This window comes from Fulvivirga kasyanovii (assembly GCF_009711405.1).
GTDB lineage: Bacteria > Bacteroidota > Bacteroidia > Cytophagales > Cyclobacteriaceae > Fulvivirga > Fulvivirga kasyanovii.
On sequence record NZ_SMLW01000495.1, the window covers coordinates 1 to 2,835 of the forward strand.

3 protein-coding genes are annotated in these 2,835 nt (G+C 43.0%); 2 read left to right on the top strand and 1 reads right to left on the bottom strand.

Translation table 11 applies throughout. The features are described 5' to 3' along the window. The coding region (locus tag E1163_RS09720; protein WP_155171247.1) for a DUF779 domain-containing protein at positions 1–339 on the top strand (339 nt) is incomplete at its 5' end. A gap of 17 nt (positions 340–356) precedes the next feature. Here the strand turns inward: E1163_RS09720 and E1163_RS09725 are convergent. Further along, positions 357–728, bottom strand: a complete 372-nt coding sequence (locus E1163_RS09725; protein ID WP_185156035.1) for a T9SS type A sorting domain-containing protein — start codon at positions 726–728, stop codon at positions 357–359. A 213-nt stretch (positions 729–941) separates the two neighbouring features. On the opposite strand from E1163_RS09725, the gene E1163_RS09730 reads away from it, so the two are divergent. Continuing rightward, on the top strand, positions 942–2,327 hold the full coding sequence (locus E1163_RS09730) for a sodium-dependent transporter (RefSeq protein WP_155171249.1): 1,386 nt from the start codon (positions 942–944) through the stop codon (positions 2,325–2,327). The last annotated feature ends 508 nt before the right edge of the window (positions 2,328–2,835 follow it).

The window sequence follows — 2,835 nt, forward strand, 5'->3', positions numbered from 1 at the left end:
GCATTAGAGGTAATTGGTCAACTGCAAAAGCGCCACGGCCCCTTAATGTTCCACCAGAGTGGAGGGTGTTGCGACGGTTCGCAACCTATGTGTTTTGAAGATGGTGATTTCAAAGTAGGGGAGAGTGATGTGCTTTTGGGAAGAATAGGCGACTGTCCGTTTTATATGTCACGTGACCAGTTTGAATACTGGAAGCATACACAGCTCACCTTGCATGTAACCAAAGGCAGAGGCTCCAGCTTTTCACTGGAGATACCCATGGGCATTCGTTTCATTATCAAATCACGCTTATTTACTGACGAGGAACTTAAGGTTCTGGAAAGCCAACCTGTAAGTTAATCCATACATTTACGCTTTTACTCTTTGGTGATCCTGTATATCATCAGATGCTGGTCATCACCGGTTACCCTTAGCAGGTACACACCTCTTGGGGCATCTATATTGGTATTGATCTCGCCAATATTGTCATACTGTTCTTTGCTGATCAGCTTTCCTGAAACAGACCTTATTTCTACAATTACCCTGCTGTAAATCTTGCCCATGGATATGGACAGTGGCCCGGTAGTAGGGTTGGGGTATGTCCTGATATAGTTTGCTGTTAAAACATCTGCCTCCTGTTCCGCATTTTCCAATCTGATGTTTCCTGACTGTTGTATTTGCTGTGATGGCATTAATCCATAACTGGCTAGATAAAGAATTGTCAGGATAACGATAGGCTTAATATTCATGCTCATGTTTTATGTAACTCTTATATAAAGCAGGCTGGCTCACAATTATTATACCCGAAACGTAAAATATTTTTAACCTACTGGTTTTTAGATTTGTATATATCAGCAGTGTACCCTGGTTTCGAGGAGCATTTGCCATCTTATTTTATAAATGGCTTTTAACCTTGAAAATTTAGACTTTACTTTGACAATCCATAAAATGTACAATTATCAATGGCAGCAAGAGGAGGTTTTTCGAGTAAATTAGGTTTTATTGCCGCAGCAGCAGGGTCTGCAGTAGGATTAGGCAACATTTGGCAGTTCCCTTATGTAGCCGGGCAAAATGGAGGTGCGGCCTTTCTTTTGATCTATGTTGCCTGGATTTTCTTGATCGGCTTACCGGTGATGGTGGGTGAAATAGCTGTCGGGAGGAGAACTTTGGCCAACCCATATGGAGCGTATAAGCAATTGGGAGGCAAGTATTGGGCACTTGTAGGACTTTTTGGGATCATATGCGGAGTCATGATCCTTTCATTTTATAATGTAGTGGCAGGTTGGGCTTTTGGCTACTTCATTCAGGTAAGCTTTGGAAATATACTGAAGGAGCCTGATTTTGCCGGGTACTTTAATAATTATGTGGCTGATTACACAGATAACCTGATATTCAGTATATCCTTCATGATCCTGACCGCCTTTATTGTGTATAAGGGTGTACAGAAAGGGATAGAGGGTACTTCCAAGGTATTAATGCCTACTTTGTTCATTATTCTGATCCTAATTATCATCTATGGCCTTACTTTACCCAATGCCATGGATGGTGTGAACTTTTATCTCATTCCTAATTTTGACCTCATCAATGGAGCCACCATATATTCTGCTCTGGGGCAAGCCTTCTTTTCGCTAAGTCTGGGCATGGGAGCGTTGATTACCTATGGCTCATACATTAGTAAACAGGACAATATCATTAGTTCTGCCACCATGGTAACTGTGGCTGATACTATGGTAGCCTTTCTTGCCGGTTTGATGATTTTCCCTCTCGTATTCTCACAAGGTCAATCGCCAAGTGAAGGCCCGGGGTTGGTTTTTGTAGCCTTAATGGGGGTATTCCAAACTATGGATCCGCTGGTGGCGCGCTTTGTAGGCGGCGGCTTCTTTCTTTTGTTGAGCTTTGCTGCCCTTACTTCTACGATCTCACTCCTTGAGGTACCTGTAGCATTTTTAGTTGACGAGAAAAAAATAAGCCGGGGAAAAGCTGTGAGTATTATGGCGGTTATCATCTTCGCATTAGGCCTTCCGAGTATGCTTGGGTTTGGGGCAACAGAAGTTTTTACCAGTTTCATGCATTATGAAGGGGTCACTAAGTCATTTATGGACGTGGTGCAGGATGTATTCTTCGTTGTAAGCCTACCGCTGGGAGGTTTCCTACTCAGTATTTTTATTGCAACCCGCTGGAAGAACCATAACATGTCCGAGGAGATCAGCCATGGTAATGCTTCCTATAAAGGCTCGATATTCGAGAAGTTTTTCAATGTCATGATCACCTTTGTTTGTCCGGTAGTACTCGGGATCATGTTTGTACTTACCATGCTGCAGAAGTTTTTTGGTATTGTGGTGTTTTAGCGGCTAATGCATACCATTCAGCTATTGATGTTTTTCTGTTCAGAAGTAAGGACAGCAGTAATACCTCCAAATTGAAGAAATACCACCCTTTCAGGGTTTGAGTCCTACGCGATTAATAACTAAAAGGCTACATTTTGCTGATAGACAGCGCCCTCTCCAGGCTGGTTTGCTGCACCGCTCATATCCTTAAACTTCCTTCAGCACACTTAATCAGGAACCTCCAAATCTCCACTACGCTGCGCTTGGGGTGACGTGGTAATCAGATACTACCTTCAAACTTATCTTCACATTTTGCCTACTGCTTTTGCCGGTTGCCTACTTCCTTACTGCTTCCCAGCCGATGTCTCTGGCAGAGGACTCGGCGTCTTTAGAAGCAGAACTTGCTGGCATATCACACACACTATCAAACCCGTCACCCCTTTCTTGATTGAAGGTTATGGGTAGAAAATATTGGGATGGTGGCATCCCGAGCTTAATTGCAGCTTTACTAAACTTTCAAAGTTTGGTA

Bases quoted from the DNA above. Each gene is read 5' to 3' on its own strand.
- E1163_RS09725 (WP_185156035.1), bottom strand. From the start codon at position 728: ATGAATATTAAGCCTATCGTTATCCTGACAATTCTTTATCTAGCCAGT.
- E1163_RS09730 (WP_155171249.1), top strand. From the start codon at position 942: ATGGCAGCAAGAGGAGGTTTTTCGAGTAAATTAGGTTTTATTGCCGCA.